Below are 16,551 nucleotides of genomic sequence, written 5' to 3'. Positions count from 1 at the left end.
TCCTAGCCTTCTCGCTTTTTGCGGTTGATCAACACCGCCGACAATCCGGCGGCGTAGACGCCCGCACCGGCAAGGGCTAATCCGACGCTCTTGCCGTCGGGTGCGATCACCGTCGACGCGGCGGCGATCGCACCGATGAACGCGACGTTGAACACGGTGTCCTGCAAGGAGAAAACCTGGCCACGACGGTTGTCGTCGATGTCGATCTGCATCGCCGCGTCGCCGGCCAGTTTCACGGTTTGGCCGGCAATGCCGAGAAGGAATGCGGCGATCAGGAGCGATCCCTGCGTCAGTGTGGTGACAAAAACGAGTTGGATGATCACGGCGGCCGTCAGTGCGTAGGTGACGGTTCGCGAGCGACCGAGCCGCGGAATCACAAACGGTGTGATCAGTGCGGCGATCAGCATGCCGATGGCCGTAGCGCCAACGGCAACACCGAATCCCGCCATCCCACCAGGGAGCGCCGAGCCGTTGGACGTGTCCCGAAGCACCAGCACCATGATCAGTGTGTTGATGCCGAAACAGATTCTGTGCGCGCCGATTCCGATCATCGTGGTAGTGACGCCGGGAGCCTGCCAGACGGCAGTGGCTCCGGTCTTCAGGCCCGTCAGAACGGAATGAAGAGCGCCCGTGTTGGTTCTTTCCGAGGTGGTGGGGCCAAGTGATCTGGCGGTGAACCGTGCAGCTGCCACAGCTGCGACCGCCGATCCGATGGCAGCGCACGCCACGGCGATTGCGGACGCCCGATCACCGGCACCCACAATCCCGATAATGCTCACCGCCGCGGTTGCGCCCAGTGCCGACACCACTGAACCTGCGGTTGTGAGAACGGAATTGGTGGCCACCAACCAGGATTGCCGAACCACTTTCGGTAGTGCAGCCGAGACTCCGGCGCCAACAAATCGGCTGACCCCGATAGCCGCCAATGCGCACAACAGCAGCGGCGTGTCCCCTCCCCCGCTGGCGAGCAGAACAGCGGTCGTGAGGATCAGCAGACCGCGCAGAACACTTGCCCACAGCAGGACGAGGCGCCGGTCGAGGCGATCGAGTAGCGCACCCGCAAAGGGTCCGATGATCGAATAGGGCAGCAGCAGTACGGCAAACCCCGCCGCAATCGCCACGGGATCCGTCTCGCGTTCCGGGTTGAACAGGATCGCGCCGCCCAGCGCGGCCTGAAACAACCCGTCGCCGAACTGGCTCGAGAAGCGGACAAGCGCCAACCGTCCGAGGCCCGGGGATTCCCGCACGGTGTGGAGCGTCCGGGACCAAGCCTCGCGGCGGTTCGAGGCTGGGGTCATGTAGTGAAACTCTAGCGGGAACCGAACTATCGACCGTCGAACCGGTCCCGCAGTGCATCGAGGCCAACCAGGTACACGTTGTCGCCGAAGGCGTTCTCCACGACGGGGATGATCTCGTCGCCTCCGTCGTAAGTGGCGGTCCACCTGACTTCACAGCCGTCAGGCGTCGGAACTACTTCGATGCGCGCAATGTAGTTCTTGACCGGAAGCGGTTGGTCGAGTACCTCGTAGCTGTAGGTTCGGCCGCTGTTGTCATGCTCGATCAACTCTTCACGTGCTACGACATTGCCGTCGACGATGAATCGGCGTACAGCACCTGGCGTGGTCGGGTCTGCGCTTTCTTCCATTTCGGAAGGGGGGACGCGCGGGTGCCACGAGGCGAGTTCGTCGAATCCTTTGATCACAGACCAGATCTGGTCCGGCTCGACGGGCAGAGTGGTTGTTCGTAGAAGCGTGGGCATAAGTACCTCTCTAGTGCTTCGCTCGGTGTGACGTGGACACTAGGGAGCTCGTGGGCCGGGTGGGAACGCAAATCCCATTCATTGGAAAGGTGCGTGCTCTTCAGGCTGCCGCGGTGCGGGCCTGTTCTGCTCGCCACCAGCCGACAGTTTCGCGCGCTGCCTGATCGAGTGGCGTCGGCGACAGCGCGAGGAGGGCTTCGCTGGCAGTCGAATCCATCACGAAAGGCTTGGTGAACTGGTAGTTCATCTCTGCCAGTTCGCGGGTATCGGTGTGTACCTTGCCGACGGTATCGAGAACCCAGGCCGGGAGTACGCCCACCTTGGCGGCGGGGGCTCCTGCGGCGTCGGCAAACGCCTCGGCAATGGTGCGTTGGGTGAGCGCGGGTCCGGTGGGTGCGTGCAGGACGGAGTTCCACAGTTCCGGGTTGTGTGCCGCGGCGATCATCGCTGCCGCAAGATCGGGTACGTACGTGAAGGAGTGTGGCTGATCTGCGGATCCGATTACCCGAATCTTCTTTCCTGCCATCACTTTCGGAGCCATGCGTTCGCCGGCGTGAGCTGTGCGCACGTAGGGGCCGAAGAAGTCCGACGCCACCACGCTGACGGTGGGTGTGGCAGAGGCTTCGCGGGCGCGCAGTAGCATCGCGCGCACTCCGCGCTTACCGCCGGTGACGTTGCGGGGGTCGGATTCCGTCATCACGGTGTCGGAGTTGTACGCGTAGAGGCTTTCGGGGAACACCACAACGGCATTCAACGAGGCTGCGACGTCGAGGATGACTTTTTCTGCGGCAGGGAGTTCACGTTCCCAGTCCGCGGCGTTGTAGGCGGCATGAATGCAGTGGTAGATCGCGGTGGCGCCCTCGGTGGCGGCGCGCAGTGCGTCTCGATCCGACACATCGACGCGTCGACGCTCGATCCGTGGGTGCGCAGGTCCGCTTCCGGATCTGGTCAGGAGACGGACGTTGATCCCCTGCTCGGCGAGTTGTAGCGCCACGGTGGATCCGACTGGTCCTGCGCCGGTGACGATTTCGAGGTTCGACATGATGTCTCCTACCTGAGGTTCGTGGTTTAGAGAGCACTGCTCTCGATTTCTAGGATGCGCCACGTGGATGACTATGTCAAGAGCACTGCTCTCTTTTATCGACACTGCTCTCGTTTGTTGGCTCTGCTCTCGGAATTGAGGCAAGCTGTTCCCATGGCCGGTACCCCCCGCGAACGCGCGCGTGAACAGACCTTGCAAGACATCACCCGGATCGGCCGCGAGCATCTGGCAGCGGTCGGCGCTGCGGCTCTGTCGCTACGCGCGGTGGCGCGAGATCTGGGCGTCGTATCCTCGGCGGTCTACCGGTATGTGGCCAGCCGCGACGAACTGCTCACCCTTCTTGTCGTGGATGCTTACACCGAGCTGGGCGCCGAAGTGGATGCTGCAGTGGATGCTGTTGCGGCAGAAGATTATCGGGGGCAGTTTTTGGCGTTGGGCCGAGCCGTGCGGGCCTGGGCGATACGCGAACCCGCTAGATACGGACTGCTGTTCGGCAGTCCGGTGCCCGGCTACAACGCACCGGGTGAGCAAACCACCGGGCCGGGCACGCGGGTGGTCACCAGGCTGATCGCAATAGTCGACAGCGCGCATCGGGCGGGTGCCCTCACATCGTTCCCCGACGCAGCAGTCGGTGAACCCTTGAAGGCGGATCTGGAACGTGTGCGCGCGGAGATGGGCGTCGAATTGCGGCCCGAGGCAATCACCCGCGGAACCTTGGTGTGGGTGTCGCTGTTCGGTTCTGTGAACTTCGAGGTGTTCGGGCAGTATGGATCGGACACCTTCACCGAACCGGCCGAGCTTTTCGAGCGGCACCTCGCCTTGCTCGCGGGAATGGCGGGCTTGGAGTGAGATGATGTAGGTGTGTCGCACGCAGAAGAACCCGAAGACCGTATGGCCTGGATCGAACCCGAGGTTGGGCCAGGCAGCTTGTTGGTGTCGTCCACCGACCTCGTTGAACCTGCGTTCCGCCGCACCGTCATCTACATGATCGAACACAACGACGCGGGAAGTCTTGGGGTCGTGATCAATCGGCCGAGCGAGACGACTGTGCAGAACGTCCTTCCGCAGTGGGCGCCACTGGCCGCCAATCCGTCGGCCCTCTACGTCGGCGGGCCGGTGAAACGCGATTCCGCACTGTGTCTCGGCACCGCGCGCAACGGGGCAATCATCGACGGTGTCGCGGGTTTGCGGCGCGTCGACGGCAAGGTGGTGATGGTGGATCTGGATTCCGATCCCAACGTGATTGCTCCGCTGGTCGAGGGAATTCGTATCTTCGCCGGGTATTCGGGTTGGACTGTTGGGCAGCTTGATTCGGAACTCGAGCGCGACGACTGGATGGTGACCGCTTCCTTGCCGTCGGACGTTGTGACGCCGTCGCGTATCGATGTGTGGGCCCGGGTGCTACGACGCCAACCATTGCCGCTGGCCATGTTGGCCACTCATCCCATCGAGGTTGAGCGGAACTGATCTAACCAACTCTGATGGGATCCCGGTTCGCGAAGCGTTGCGCCAGCGCGGCACACACGATCAGCTGGATTTGATGGAAGATCATCAGCGGCAACACGATCAGGCCGACAGGTTGACCCGCGAACAGGACAGCCGCCATCGGCAGGCCCGTCGCCAAGGATTTCTTCGATCCGCAGAAGATGATGACGATCTGATCGGCTAGATCGAAACCGAGCCTGCGCCCCGCGAAGGTTGTCACCGCAAGCACCACCGCGAGGATCACGCAGCACACCGCCACCAGGATCAGGATCTGCCAGATCGTGATGGTGCTCCAGATGCCTTCCTTCATGCTCTCACTGAAGGCGGCAAAGACAACCAGAAGGATGGACCCGCGGTCGACGAACTTTGTTGGCTCTGCGTACTTTTGAAGCCAGCCGATTACCAGTGGCCGGATCAGCTGGCCAATGATGAACGGGATCAGCAACTGCACGACGATGTCGAGGATCGCCGAGAAATCGACGGTTGCCTCGCCGGTGGTGTTCATCAGGAGAACCACCAACAGCGGGGTGATGAAGACGCCGATCAGGTTGGAGAACGACGCACTGACGATCGCGCCCGCAACGTTTCCCTTGGCAATTGACGTGAAGGCGATCGACGACTGAACCGTCGACGGAACCAGGCACATGTAGAGGATGCCGGTGTACAGCTCGTCGCTGATCAGCGTCGGCGACAGGAATCGCAGTGCCAGGCCGATCAAGGGGAACAAGATAAACGTCGACGCCAACACGACGCTGTGCAGCCGCCAGTGTTTGACGCCCTTCCAGGCTTCCTGCGGCGAGAGGCGGGCGCCGTAGAGCAGGAACAGGAAGCCGATGGCGATCTTGGTGGCCCAGTCGAGCACTGTCTCAGCGGTGCCCGATACCGGGAACACACTTCCGAGCACTGCGGCGATGATGATGCCGAGGATGAACCCGTCGATGTAGAACCTGCTGAGAAACTTCACCTGGCTAAGGATAACGACGTGCTGCGCGGGCGTTGAAGGTCATCATGACCAGGCACAAGAGTGCTCCGATGATCGACAGTTCGATTATCGCGGTCTGCATCCCTTGGACGGTGATGGCGATGCCCGCGAGAATGGACGGTATCGCCAACCCCGCGTAACTGACGGTAAAGAACGCCGCGAGGATCGCGCCGTGGCTTTCGCGGGCGTGTGCTCGCGCCGCGGCGTTGACTCGTTTCATGCCGCCGGCAAACACCAATCCGTGCCCGGCGCCGACCACAATGGTGACAACGCTCAGCAGTGCGAGGCTCGGAACGATATCGACAACAAGTAACCCGATCATCCCGAGAGCCAGAATTCCGAGACCGACGATCGTGGACGCGCGGGGGTCCATCCGGCTGCCACCGAGTTGAGCGATCACGGAGCAGATCATGACCAGTGCGGCAGCGCCGCCGGCAAGTAGAAGATTGTTGATCCCGAGCAAGCTGGTCATCCAGGACGGGACTACGGATTGGAACAGGCCGACCGCTCCCCAGGAGAGCGCCACAGCAAGTGAACTGAGCCAGAACGTTTGCTGGATTACCGCGGGAACTCGGGGAATCTGGAACAGGCTCTTCGGGCGAGCGGTCCTTGTGCCGCGCGGCAGCAGCAACAGAACGATCAGGGCGGGAACAAACGCGACAAGGAAAATCAGGTACGGCAGGCGCAGCGGTTGGGGCAGGTATTGCGCAATTGCGCCCGAGACGAGCGGTCCCAGCGCGCCCCCGAGCGCACCCGTCACAGTGGAGACGAGAGCTGCGCGACGGTGATCGAACGTCGGTTCCTGTTCAACGAGCGCCGCGCTACCGGCCGCGCTGACTGCGCCCACCGCAATTCCTTGTGCGATTCGACCGAGAAACAGCCAGACGGTGGCGTCGGCAAAAGCGAGGACAAGCGTTCCGGCGACGCTCAAAGCCAGTGACATCAGGAGCACGGCGCGTCGGCCGAGAAAGTCGGAGAGTGGGCCGAAGAACAGCAGCGCCGGCACCAACCCAGCGACGTAGACGCCGTAGATGAGCGTCTGGATTGTGGGCGTGAATCCGAACTCGCTGCGGTAGAGCCCGTAGACGGAGGTGGGCATGTTCGCGCCGAGCAGGATCACGGTGAGGACGTAGCCGACACCGTAGAAGTGTCGATTGGTCCGGCGGGTTGCGGTTTGCGCGGTGAGTGCTGTCGTGGACGTGGGAAGCCCCTCCTCAAATACATGGGTCGTCCTACGTATCGTAAGGGAGTGGAACGAATGGCGCGAATGGCGCAAAAGCTGTGAGGATGGGCAGATGACAGTGGTTCGCAAGGAATCGGCGTACGAACAATCCCTCGAGTGGATACGTGCGCAGATCGCGGATGGTTCGTGGACCGTCGGTAATCGCATCCCGACGGAGCCGGAGCTGATGAGCGTCCTGGGCGTCGGGCGGAACACTGTCCGAGAGGCAATCAAGACCCTGACATCCACCGGGGTGCTCGAGATCAGGCGGGGATCGGGCACCTTCGTCCGGGCGCGGACGGATATCGGCGGTCTGCTGGGCCGCCACGCCGCGGTCGAAGAGATGACGTACGTCTTCGAGGTGCGTCGGGCGCTCGAGGTCGAGGCGGTCCGATTGGCGTGCGAGCGGCGCACGGACGAGGACGTCCGGATTCTGCGTGAGCTGGCGGAGAAGCGAGACCACGCCGGGGACGATTTTGTCGAGGTCGATCTCGGCTTCCACATCGCGGTTGTCGAGGCCGCACACAATCCGGTTCTGAAGGAATTGTTTGCCGGCATCCTCGAAACCGTTCGAGCCACCTACAACGTGACGGAAGGTGTGCACCCGCCGTCATTGACGTCGCTGCATCACCGAGGAGTCGCGGCAGCCATCGAGGACCGAGACGTCAACAGAGCCCGCAGCGCCGCGTGTGGCTATCTCGAGAAGACGAAGGAAGCGATCGGGTCGAGCGCGATCGATTAACTGCTCCGGGCGTCGGCGAGGCTGTTCAATGCGCCGGCGATGTCGTCGGCTTTCGGGGTGGTGATGGTGAGCTTGTCGCCGCCCGCAAAAGTAATGACGACCGCGGGGCCGGTGCGCGTGACGATGCCGTAGTTGCGACGCCCCTTGCTCTTGAGTCCCCAGCCGCCGAAATCCGCAAATGGTTTGATCTCCGCGACCTTGGCACCGACAACCTCGTCGACGCCGTAAGTCATCGCAGGCATGCCCATGTTGAACACCTTGATCTCGGTGGTGTCGACAACAACACGGAAGCGAACGAGGGTCACGCAGAACACGGCAAGCACGAGGAACAGTGCCAAGAACCAGGCAGAGCTGACCAAGCCGAGGAAGATTCCGGGCGCCGCCATGATCAGTCCGAAGATCACGGAACCCTTGGTAGAGAACCCGACGTCGTCGGTGATGGGCAGTGCAGCGTCGCTTCGGGGCAGAGCGCGGTTCGGAGCTTCTGTCGCCGCGGTGCGCTGGCGATAGTCGCGTAGCAACGACGCTCCGAGCAGGCCGACGACGCATCCTCCGAGCGCTCCAGCCGCGAGGGCTCCGATGGGCGCGGGAACGGACGACGGGTCGACCACGTCGAGTTGAGCGTGGAGCGATGCGACCTGGCCACCGGTGATGATGCCCACCACGATCAGGCCGAGGACGATCATGAATCGACGCATCATCAGCATCGCGGGTGCGAGAGCTGCGATTGCCGAGAGTCCGGCGCCGAACAGAATGGTCAGCAGAGCAAACGTCCACGCGCTGGTCGTGGGTGTCGCAAAGCCGTCGGCCGACGTCATGGACCAGTGCGTGGCGATCTTGTCGGGGAGCCGGGTGTCCCACAGTGTTGTGAGTACAACGCCACCGAGCGCGCACAGCACGGGGATAAGGAGACCGAAGAATGCCCCGGCGGGATCGATTACACGATGTTTCACGTGAATCAATGAGTCGGCTGGCAAGCATCCTTGAGCGAGCAGGCACCGCAGGAGCCGGTGCCGCAGTCGGCGGCATTTGCCTTGGCTTCGGGGGTTTCGGCCGCGGGTTCTTCGGTGTGTCCGCAGTTGCAGTCGTTGCCGCAACCGCTCTGCTCGGGCAGGGCTGCGGCCGCTCGGGCGCCGATGCTGCCGCCGAAACCAGCGGTGAACACTGCGCCCACCACGGCGACAAGAGCGATGCCGAGGCCCATGGCGGTGCTCATCGTCAACGCGCCGATGCCACCGAGAACGAGGAGGCCTGCCGCAGCGGCCATCGTCGGGCCTGCCACCTTGTTGGCGAGCGCAAACGATTCTTCGCTTCGCAACGTATCCGGGGTCCGGATGCCCGCCCAGCGGTTACGCGGAAGCTTGCCGATCAGTCCGGCAACAGCGACTCCACCAACGGCAAGAGCGAGCACGAACAGCACTACAGCAACAACGATCACCCATACAGGATAGGCGCGAGTGGAGTTGATGGTATGCCCGGGTGGCGCAGGCTCTACCCTGGTTAACGGTATTCAACGGCAGCCAAGTAGATAGCGACCACAGTGACCGAGTCTCCGCAGTCCCCCGATTCACCAGTCGACGCCACCCCGCAGCACCGCTACACCGCGGAGCTTGCCGGCCAGATCGAGCAGCGCTGGCAGGACCGCTGGAGCGAGGAGGGCACGTTCAACGCGCCCAATCCGGTCGGTCCGCTCTCCTCCCCCGACGGCGTGCCCGCCGACAAGCTGTTCGTTCAGGACATGTTCCCGTACCCCTCGGGTTCGGGTCTGCACGTCGGCCACCCGCTCGGCTACATCGCCACCGACGTCTTTGCGCGCTTCCATCGCATGCACGGCCGCAACGTCCTGCACACCCTCGGCTACGACGCCTTCGGTCTGCCGGCCGAGCAGTACGCCGTGCAGACGGGTACCCACCCGCGCACGACCACCGAGGCGAATATCGCCAACATGAAGCGTCAGCTCCGACGCCTGGGCCTGGGCCATGACGAGCGTCGTAGCCTGGCGACGACGGATGTCGACTTCTATCACTGGACGCAGTGGATCTTCCTGCAGATCCACGGCGCGTGGTACGACAAGGCAGCCGGCAAGGCCCGTCGTATCTCGGAGCTGGAAGCCGAGTTCGAGTCCGGTGAACGCGCTGTCGACGACGGCCGCGACTGGGCTTCGCTGACCGTGGCCGAGAAGGCCAAGGTTGTGGACTCGTACCGCCTTGTCTACCAGTCCGATTCGATGGTGAACTGGTGCCCCGGTCTGGGTACCGTGCTGGCCAACGAAGAGGTCACTGCCGACGGTCGTAGCGACCGCGGCAACTTTCCCGTCTTCCGCAAGCACCTCCAGCAGTGGATGATGCGCATCACCGCGTACTCCGACCGCCTGGTCGACGATCTCGAATACCTGGATTGGCCGGACAAGGTCAAGGCCATGCAGCGCAACTGGATCGGCCGCTCGTACGGCGCCGAAGTTACCTTTGCGGCAGGTGAATACGGCATCGACGTGTTCACGACGCGTCCCGACACGCTGTTCGGTGCCACGTACGTGACGCTGGCTCCCGAGCACGATCTGGTCGACAAGCTTGTTGCCGACGAATGGCCGGAAGGCGTCGACGCACGCTGGACCGGTGGCGCCACCACTCCTGCGGAAGCTGTTGCGGCATACCGTAAGTCGATCGCTGCCAAGACGGACCTGGAGCGTCAGGAAAACAAGGAGAAGACCGGCGTCTTCCTCGGTTCCTACGCGATCAACCCCGTCAACGGCCACAAGGTTCCGGTCTTCATCGCCGATTACGTTCTGACCGGCTACGGTACCGGCGCGATCATGGCTGTTCCGGGACACGATCACCGTGACTGGGAGTTCGCCAACGCTTTCGGTCTCGATATTCTCGAAGTTATTGCCGGCGGCGATGTTTCGGAGGCCGCGTACTCCGGTGACGGCGCTCTGGTGAATTCCGACTACCTCGACGGTCTGGACGTGGCTGAGGCCAAGGCCACCGTCATCAGCAAGCTCGAGGAGTCCGGTCACGGCAAGGGCACCATCCAGTACAAGCTGCGCGACTGGCTCTTCGCGCGTCAGCGTTACTGGGGCGAGCCTTTCCCGATCGTGTACGACGCTGCCGGAAACGCGCATGCTCTACCGGATTCGGCTCTGCCGGTGGTTCTTCCGGAGGTCGAGGACTACGCACCCGTGTCCTTCGATCCGGACGACGCCAACTCAGAGCCCTCTCCCCCGCTGAACAAGGCAACCGACTGGGTCAACGTCGAACTCGACCTCGGCGACGGCCTGCAGACCTACCACCGCGACACCAACGTCATGCCGCAGTGGGCCGGTAGCTCGTGGTACCAGCTGCGCTACATCGACCCCACCAACCAGGACACATTCTGCGATCCGCAGAACGAGGCCTACTGGACGGGCCCGCGTCCGGAGCTGCACGGCCCCAACGATCCCGGTGGAGTCGACCTCTACGTCGGCGGCGTCGAGCACGCGGTGCTGCACCTGCTGTACTCGCGGTTCTGGCACAAGGTGCTCTTCGACCTGGGCTACGTGTCCTCGAGCGAGCCGTACCGTCGCCTGTACAACCAGGGCTACATCCAGGCCTTCGCGTACACCGATGCCCGTGGCGTCTACGTGCCCGCCGAAGAGGTCGTCGAGAAGGACGGCAAGTACTTCTACGACGGCGCCGAGGTCAACCGTGAGTACGGCAAGATGGGCAAGAGCCTGAAGAATGCCGTTGCGCCGGACGAGATCTGCGCCGAATTCGGTGCCGACACGCTCCGTGTGTACGAGATGTCGATGGGTCCGCTGGACACCTCGCGTCCCTGGGCGACCAAGGACGTCGTCGGTGCTTCGCGCTTCCTGCAGCGCGTGTGGCGTGTTGTCATCGACGAGGAGACCGGCAAGCCCCGCGTCACCGACGAGGCCCCGGGCGAAGAGACGCTTCGTGCCCTCAACAAGGCAATCGCCGGTGTCAGCGAGGATTACACCGCACTGCGCGACAACACTGCGGCCGCCAAGCTGATCGAGTACAACAACCACCTCACCAAGGCCTTCCCCGGCGGCGCTCCGCGCTCCGCCGTCGAACCGCTGGTGCTGATGCTCGCTCCCCTGGCACCGCACCTGGCAGAAGAGCTGTGGTCACGCCTCGGTCACACGGAATCCCTTGCGCACGGGCCCTTCCCGGCTGTCGAGGAGAAGTGGCTCGTCGAGGACACCGTCGAGTACCCGATCCAGGTCAACGGCAAGGTGCGTAGCCGCATCAGCGTCCCGGCCGACGCCGATCGCAAGGCTGTCGAGGAGATCGCGCTGGCCGACGAGAAGATCGTTGCCCTGCTCGAGGGCAATGCGCCCCGCAAGGTGATCGTCGTGCCCGGCAAGATGGTGAACATCGTCCTGTAGGGCCTTCGGCCCTGTGCGCCCTTTTGGTAGTTCCGGCTACCAGAAGGGCGCACAGTCGTATCTGGGGGCCGTTCAGTCGTTGTCCTGATTGTCCCGCTCCGCGGAACATGGCGTAGCGCGCGTTCGACGCGAGGGCTGTGATGCAGGTAACACGTTACCGAGATCGGTAGCTGTCGTTCACCGCACTTCCCAGCAAGGCCCCCGGTTGGCTGTATTCGACAGGGGGTCAATCGAATTCGCAGATTTCCCGAAAGGATCTCCAGCCATGGCGTCTGATGTCCACAGCTCCGGTTCGTCTCCCAGTCTGTCCGAACCGACATCGATACCGGAGCGGTGGACTCCGCGACTGGTGTTCTCGCTGGCGTCAATCGTTCTACTCCTGGAAATGCTCGCAGTGAGCTACATGATGATTTCCACGGCGTTGCCCGCAATTTCGGTGCACTATCAAACGACGCAGGGAGCCTGGCTGCTGACGTCGTTCCTGCTGCTGGGTGCGGTTGCGTCTCCACTGCTCGGCAAGCTGGCAGACATGTACGGCAAGCGAAAAATCCTGCTCCTGGCGGTTGCGGGTGCAGCAGTCGGATCCTTCATCTCGGCGATCGCGCCGAGCTATGCCGTCCTGATTCTGGGCCGGGCGCTGACGGGTCTGCTCGTTCCGTGCTTGTTCTTGAGCTACTCCCTCATTCGAGATGTGTTTCCGCCGAAAACTGTTGCGCTGGCAGTCAGTATCGCAACTTCCGGTATGGGTCTGATCGCTATTCCGGCGCCGTTCCTCACGGGTTGGTTGATCGACAACCACGGTTTCCGGAGCATCTTCTGGTTCTTCTTCGTCGGGTTGATAATCCTTGGCGGCATGATCTTCGCTTCGACGGCGGAATCTGCTGTGCGACTACGCTCGTCGGTCGATCTGATCGGTGCGGCGCTCCTCGGATCGGGTATCGCAGGAATTCTGATCGGCGTCAGCTTCGGTCCGACCTGGGGCTGGAAGAGCGGTTCGACGCTGGCTTATCTGATCGGCGGCGTCGCGCTACTGATCGCGTGGGTGGCCTCTGCTCGCGCAATCCGTGAGCCGCTGATCGACCTGCGCTACTTCGGTAAGCGTTCGGTGATGCTCACTGCCGTCGGCGCAGGGTTCTGCTACGGCGCTTCGGGCGTATTCACGATTCTGCTACCGATGATGGTGATGACCCCAGCAGTCCTCGGGTTGGGATACGGATTCGGCGTCACGGCAGAAGGATTCGCGATCTTCCAGGCGCCTCTGGGCGGCATGGTAGTGGTCGGTGGCTTGATCGTCGGCTTCCTCGTTGGCCGCAACATCCGACCTCGTCTGCTGATGATCATCGGCATGACCCTCATGGCGGTCGGGTTCACCTTGACAGCGACCATCCACGACAACAAGCCGCTGCTCATCATCTTTGCCGGAATCTTCGGTGTCGGTATGGGTATGGGTTACGCCTCCATTCCGAACCTGCTCATCGAAGCAGTGCCGCCGCAGTTGCAGGCAACCACGGCGAGCATGGTTGCGGTCTTCCAGAGCATCTTCCCCGCTGTGCTTCCCGTCATCGCCTTCACGGTCTTGAACTCGCACATCGCGATGGCGATGGAGGGCGCTGTGTTCTACACCGACGAGGGCATGCGTATCGCGTTCCTGATCGGCGCTGCTGCAGCAGTTCTCGGCGCGATCGCAGCTGTGTTCCTGCCGCGAAACATCGTCCAGATCGGCGCAGAAGACGGCGCGGCGCAGGAGACGTCCCTCCTCCCTGCTCACTGAGCGGACACGCTGCGCGTGTAGATCCGGGCTGACAGGATTGGGTGTACCGACGAAAGGACTCCCATGACATTCGCGGATCTGGACGGCGATGAACTGTGGAGTTATCTGCAGGAGCGTTCAGGCTTGCCCGGCCCGCGCGCGAACCTCGCGCTCATGCTCGAGTTCGCGCGCGGCGCCGACAGCGACGACATCCTGCAGGCGGTGGAGTCCGAAGACGAATACATCCGCTGTTGTGGGATCGTCGGGCTCGGATTCATTCTTGTTCGTTCGCGCGACGAGGCTGTCCTGGACAGTCTGACGGAGGCAACCACCAGTGCTTCGTGGCGTGCACGTGAAGGCGCCGCGATGGCTGTTCAGGCGATAGGTGACACGGATCCGGAATTGTTGCGGGCGATCATCGAGCAGTGGGCACGTTCCGCCCATCCATTGACGCTGCGCGCAGCGGCTGCCGGGATCTGCGAGCCGCGGCTGCTGAAGGACAAGACCAACGCTGTGCTGGCCGTCCGGGTGTGCCGAGACGCTACCGAGTGGATCGTCTCGCAACCAGCTGATTCCCGTCGTGACGCCGACACACGTACTCTCCGGCAGGCGCTCGGATACTGCTGGAGCGTCGCGGTCGCGGCGGATCCGGAGAATGCCCTGCCGGCATTCGTCTCCCTGGGGGCGTCGGACGACACCGATGTCGTCTGGATCGTCCGGGAGAACCGGAAGAAGGCTCGCTTGCGTAAGGTGCTCGAAACCTGACTCGCGGACGGGAGACGTAGGTTATCCTCAGAATTAGAACCTGTTCTAACTACGAGGGGTAGACCATGGCACCGTCCGCAGAGGTAATCCGCAAGACCGTCGACGCCTACATCGAGACAGTTGCCACGGGCACTGCCGCCCAGGTTGTGGCCCTGTATGCCGAGGGTGCAACGGTTGAAGACCCGGTTGGTACCGACGTGCGCACCACCCGCGAGGCCATTCTCGAGTTCTACTCCGTGATCGAGAACTTCGACCAGGAAGCTCACCTGCACACCCTCCGCATTGCCGGAAACGAAGCGGCCTTCCACTTCTCGCTGATCACCAAGCTCGGTGAGCAGACGCTGACCATCGCACCCATCGACGTCATGACCTTCGACGACGACGGAAAGATCCTGTCGATGCGCGCATTCTGGAACCAGGAAGACATGATCAGCGCCTGACATGACGGTGAAGACGATCGATGTCGACGGATTCCGTTGGCAGATGGACGATTCCGGTTCAGGGACAGCTGTGGTTCTGTGTCACGGCTTCCCTGGCCTCGGCTACAGCTATCGACATCAGTCGACGGCCTTGGCAGACGCGGGTTTTCGGGCGATTGCGCTCGACATGCCCGGTTACGGCGGTACTACACGTCCCGATGCGATCGACGAATACACCAACGACGCGGTCGCCGCCCGGATGATCGCGCTTCTCGACGCTCTCGGAATCGACAAAGCCGTCTTTGTCGGTCACGATTTTGGCGCACCGGCTGCGTGGACCACAGCTCTGCGCCACCCCGATCGTGTTGCGGGGCTGGTCTCCTTGGCGGTTCCCTATGCGCCGGACCGCTTTCCGGCCAGGCCGTCCACAATCTACGCCGCCATGGCGCGCAAGCACTTTCTGCACATCCACTACTTCCAAGAACCAGGTGTGGCGGAGCGGGAACTCGACGCCCAGCCGCGTGAATTCCTGCAGCGACTCTTCCACGCTTTGTCCGGTGCTTATCGATACCTCGATGTGTGGGATCACCCCTCCGAGGGAAACGGCTACCTGGACGTACTCCCCGAGGCGCCCGCGTTGCCGTGGTCGTGGCTCACGGAAGAGGACTTCGATGTCTACGTAAAGTCTTTTACTGCAACAGGATTCACCGGTGGCTTGAGCTGGTACCGAGCCTACGACGCCAATTGGGAACGCAGTGCGGATTTGGACGGCGCTCACATCAACGTCCCGACGCTCTTCGTCGCGGGCGCCGAGGATCCGGTCATCGCGATGAGCGGCCCCAAGGCATTGGACCGCATGAAGGACACCGTCCCCGACTTGCGAGGTGTGCACCTTCTCGGCGGCGCGGGGCACTTCGTACAACAAGAACGTGCTGCCGAGGTCAATGAACTTTTGATCTCTTTCCTTCGGTCTCTCTAGGCGAAATCGGGCCGAAGGTCTAGCGTTGCGCAGATGCGCACCAGGATCTTCGATCGCGGTATTCGAGTGGGTATCACCGGTGCTCTTGTTGCCGGTTCGCTTCTGGCTCTGGGTGTGTCCGGTGCCGCCGCCGCTCCGCCCTGCCCTGGATCGTCCCCCGCAATCCTCAGCGCCCAGATTCCGGGCGCGGCCCTCGAGGGTGTCACCGTGGACGGGCAGGGTCGCCTGTACGCGACAGACCTGGTGAGTGGGCGCATCTTTCGGATCGACGCGCCGGGTGCGGCAGCAGTCCCGATTGCGACGGTTCCGGGCGGGGCGGGTGCGTTGGCCTGGGATACGGACGGTTCGCTGCTGGTGGGCACGGGAGCAAACGTGAGCGTGTTGATCGGTGATCTGACGCGGGGCGCTTCGGTTGCGCGCGTTGATGTGAACTCAGGCGCGGTGACCCCCGTTGCCGGTGGTCTGAGCGCTGCAAATGGTCTTGCCGTGGCACATGACGGAACGATCTATGCCACCAACGATTTTGGTTCGCTGATCGGAAAGGTCAGCCCCAACGGCGCCGTAGACCCGGCGTGGGCGAGCCTCCCGAGTGCTAACGGCGCCGCATTGAGTGCCGATAATCGGTGGCTTTACGTGTCGCGCACGTTTGCCAATCCGGGAGTCAGCCGCATCTCCGTCGACAACCCGGCCTATTCGGAATCGTTGGTCGATCTCAGTGGTCTCGAAATATTCTCAGCCCCAGATGGTTTGACGTTGGATTCGCAAGACCGCTCGATCGTCCCCACGGACATCAGCGGTGAGGTGTGGCGTATCGACGGCCCCGGTCAGTACTGCGCGCTCACCAGTGGACTTCAGGCATCGAGCGTGTTGACCTACGGGCGCGGTAATTCCGGATTTGCGGCCGGACACCTCTACCGGGCCGGGTTCGACGGAAAGATCTTCGAGATTCCGGCGGGATTCGACGCGGGTGCTCAGGCGGCGACACCGTAAGTCGGACTTCTCGACTACTGCTGCCGGGA

16 protein-coding genes are annotated in these 16,551 nt (G+C 62.7%); 9 read left to right on the top strand and 7 right to left on the bottom strand.

Annotation, left to right across the window (positions count from 1 at the left end):
• Nucleotides 1–2: 2 nt before the first annotated feature.
• The 3 genes from C7T36_RS13530 to C7T36_RS13520 form a co-directional block, all read right to left on the bottom strand.
• The gene (locus C7T36_RS13530) at nucleotides 3–1,298 is read right to left on the bottom strand and encodes an MFS transporter (RefSeq protein WP_045066039.1); all 1,296 of its coding nucleotides are present in this window, start codon (nucleotides 1,296–1,298) and stop codon (nucleotides 3–5) included.
• 26 nt (nucleotides 1,299–1,324) lie between these two features.
• On the bottom strand, nucleotides 1,325–1,759 hold the full coding sequence (locus tag C7T36_RS13525) for an SRPBCC family protein (RefSeq protein ID WP_033235285.1): 435 nt from the start codon (nucleotides 1,757–1,759) through the stop codon (nucleotides 1,325–1,327).
• A gap of 100 nt (nucleotides 1,760–1,859) precedes the next feature.
• The gene (locus C7T36_RS13520) at nucleotides 1,860–2,801 is read right to left on the bottom strand and encodes an NAD-dependent epimerase/dehydratase family protein (RefSeq protein ID WP_045066038.1); all 942 of its coding nucleotides are present in this window, start codon (nucleotides 2,799–2,801) and stop codon (nucleotides 1,860–1,862) included.
• Between the two features lie 153 nt (nucleotides 2,802–2,954).
• Here C7T36_RS13520 and C7T36_RS13515 point away from each other — a divergent pair, with 153 nt between their 5' ends.
• Complete coding sequence (locus C7T36_RS13515; protein WP_045066036.1) at nucleotides 2,955–3,650, top strand: TetR/AcrR family transcriptional regulator; 696 nt, start codon at nucleotides 2,955–2,957, stop codon at nucleotides 3,648–3,650.
• A gap of 12 nt (nucleotides 3,651–3,662) precedes the next feature.
• Nucleotides 3,663–4,268, top strand: a complete 606-nt coding sequence (locus tag C7T36_RS13510; protein ID WP_033235282.1) for a YqgE/AlgH family protein — start codon at nucleotides 3,663–3,665, stop codon at nucleotides 4,266–4,268.
• A 1-nt stretch (nucleotide 4,269) separates the two neighbouring features.
• Here C7T36_RS13510 and C7T36_RS13505 read toward each other — a convergent pair whose 3' ends face one another.
• Nucleotides 4,270–5,250 (bottom strand): bile acid:sodium symporter family protein, encoded by a 981-nt coding sequence (locus C7T36_RS13505; protein ID WP_033235281.1) that lies wholly within the window; start codon nucleotides 5,248–5,250, stop codon nucleotides 4,270–4,272.
• A gap of 4 nt (nucleotides 5,251–5,254) precedes the next feature.
• Nucleotides 5,255–6,388, bottom strand: coding sequence for an MFS transporter (locus C7T36_RS13500; RefSeq protein ID WP_308811199.1), 1,134 nt, complete (start codon nucleotides 6,386–6,388; stop codon nucleotides 5,255–5,257).
• 175 nt (nucleotides 6,389–6,563) lie between these two features.
• Between C7T36_RS13500 and C7T36_RS13495 the strand changes: the two genes are divergently transcribed.
• The gene (locus C7T36_RS13495; RefSeq protein WP_045066034.1) at nucleotides 6,564–7,232 is read left to right on the top strand and encodes a FadR/GntR family transcriptional regulator; all 669 of its coding nucleotides are present in this window, start codon (nucleotides 6,564–6,566) and stop codon (nucleotides 7,230–7,232) included.
• On the opposite strand, the gene C7T36_RS13490 is transcribed toward C7T36_RS13495, so the two are convergent.
• A complete protein-coding gene (locus tag C7T36_RS13490; protein WP_045066032.1) occupies nucleotides 7,229–8,185 on the bottom strand; it encodes a DUF1648 domain-containing protein in 957 nt (318 codons plus the stop codon). The two genes, C7T36_RS13495 and C7T36_RS13490, sit on opposite strands and share 4 nt — an antisense overlap.
• A gap of 5 nt (nucleotides 8,186–8,190) precedes the next feature.
• Entirely contained in the window at nucleotides 8,191–8,670 is a 480-nt protein-coding gene (locus C7T36_RS13485) for an SdpI family protein (protein ID WP_045066030.1), read from the bottom strand.
• A 102-nt stretch (nucleotides 8,671–8,772) separates the two neighbouring features.
• Here C7T36_RS13485 and leuS point away from each other — a divergent pair, with 102 nt between their 5' ends.
• The 6 genes from leuS to C7T36_RS13455 all read left to right on the top strand — a co-directional run bounded on the left by leuS (nucleotide 8,773) and on the right by C7T36_RS13455 (nucleotide 16,522).
• On the top strand, nucleotides 8,773–11,619 hold the full coding sequence (leuS, locus tag C7T36_RS13480) for a leucine--tRNA ligase (protein WP_045066028.1): 2,847 nt from the start codon (nucleotides 8,773–8,775) through the stop codon (nucleotides 11,617–11,619).
• A gap of 265 nt (nucleotides 11,620–11,884) precedes the next feature.
• Entirely contained in the window at nucleotides 11,885–13,390 is a 1,506-nt protein-coding gene (locus C7T36_RS13475; RefSeq protein WP_045066027.1) for an MFS transporter, read from the top strand.
• A 63-nt stretch (nucleotides 13,391–13,453) separates the two neighbouring features.
• Entirely contained in the window at nucleotides 13,454–14,134 is a 681-nt protein-coding gene (locus C7T36_RS13470) for a hypothetical protein (RefSeq protein WP_045066026.1), read from the top strand.
• 65 nt (nucleotides 14,135–14,199) lie between these two features.
• Nucleotides 14,200–14,574 (top strand): nuclear transport factor 2 family protein, encoded by a 375-nt coding sequence (locus C7T36_RS13465; protein ID WP_045066025.1) that lies wholly within the window; start codon nucleotides 14,200–14,202, stop codon nucleotides 14,572–14,574.
• A gap of 1 nt (nucleotide 14,575) precedes the next feature.
• Nucleotides 14,576–15,532 carry an alpha/beta fold hydrolase gene (locus C7T36_RS13460; protein ID WP_045066024.1) on the top strand — a complete coding sequence of 319 codons (957 nt, stop codon included), beginning with the start codon at nucleotides 14,576–14,578 and terminating at the stop codon, nucleotides 15,530–15,532.
• Nucleotides 15,533–15,565: 33 nt separating this feature from the next.
• Nucleotides 15,566–16,522 carry an SMP-30/gluconolactonase/LRE family protein gene (locus C7T36_RS13455; RefSeq protein ID WP_045066023.1) on the top strand — a complete coding sequence of 319 codons (957 nt, stop codon included), beginning with the start codon at nucleotides 15,566–15,568 and terminating at the stop codon, nucleotides 16,520–16,522.
• The last annotated feature ends 29 nt before the right edge of the window (nucleotides 16,523–16,551 follow it).

This window comes from Rhodococcus sp. AD45-ID, from assembly GCF_003023755.1.
GTDB classification, from domain to species: Bacteria; Actinomycetota; Actinomycetes; order Mycobacteriales; family Mycobacteriaceae; genus Rhodococcus_F; species Rhodococcus_F globerula.
The sequence above is the reverse complement of the archived record's forward strand: the minus strand, read 5'-3'. Positions and strand labels throughout refer to the sequence as shown.